Here is a 1,139-nt window from a genome sequence, read left to right on the forward strand (position 1 = left end):
GTTTTGGCCGAATTGCGTATCGGTCACCCCTTATTGGGCGGTCGCCTGAACTGGCTGCTTTCTGCTACGGATGAACCCGTAGTGACCTATGAAGAGCGTGAGCGGTTCACCGCCGGCCTTCAGTGGACCCGACACGTAAATTGGTAACAGAGTTTATGCAGGTATCTATGAATCCATTTGGGAAGTTTCTGGCTGCTGGCCTTTTAGTGTCGTTGGCGGGCTGTACGGTGGTGCCGGGGTCTCATATTTCCACCTCGCCGGGCTGGTTTCTCGATGAAGACGAAAGTGCGGAAGAAGCCGAGCCCCTGCCGGATGTGGTGCAGGTGCATACCATTACCACTAATGTGCTGAAAGCCGAGCCCCAGGACAAAGCCAAGCCGGCCCCGGTCCTGCTCGAAGAACCGGAAGATTACGATTACGTGGTCGGGCTCGGTGATGTACTGCAAATAACAGTGTGGGATCACCCGGAGCTGACCATTCCGGCGGGTTCCATGCGTAGCCCGTCCGAATCCGGTAACTGGGTACATAACGATGGCACCATTTTTTATCCCTACGTCGGCAAGATCAAAGTGGTCGGCCTGCGTGTCACCGAAATCCGTGACCTGATCGCCCAGCGTATTGCCGAATACATCGAAGACCCGCAAGTGGATGTGACCATTGCGGCTTTCCGCAGCCAGCGCGTCTATGTGTCTGGTGCGGTCAAACAACCCGGCGCCTACCCGGTGACCAATGTGCCCCTGCGACTGCTGGATGCGGTGAATTCGTCCGGTGGGTTGACCGAAATGGCTGATTGGAACGATGTCACTCTTACCCGTAACGGGCAGGAACATACCCTGTCGCTGAAGGCGGTCTACCAGGAAGGCAACCCGGCCTACAATGTCTTGCTGCGCCCCGGTGATGTAATCCACGTGGCCCGCAACGATGATAATAAAGTCTTTGTGCTGGGCGAAGTGGGTGAGAACCAGCCTGTGCCCATGACCCGTAATGGCCTGACTCTGGCAGAAGCTCTGTCATCTTCCGGTGGCTACACCCAGGACACCGCAGATGCGCGCGGTATCTTTGTGCTGCGCCGCGCGCCCCAGGGCAGTGACCACCTGATCGACCTGTACCAGCTCAATGCCAAGGACGCCACAGCCCTG

The 1,139-nt window shown here is 57.4% G+C and carries 1 protein-coding gene; it reads left to right on the forward strand.

What is annotated here, in order from left to right; all coding sequences use genetic code 11:
- Positions 1 to 167: 167 nt before the first annotated feature.
- The coding region (locus A3730_RS17620) for a polysaccharide export protein (protein WP_063538573.1) at positions 168 to 1,139 on the forward strand (972 nt) is incomplete at its 3' end.

The organism is Alcanivorax sp. HI0044 (assembly GCF_001634945.1).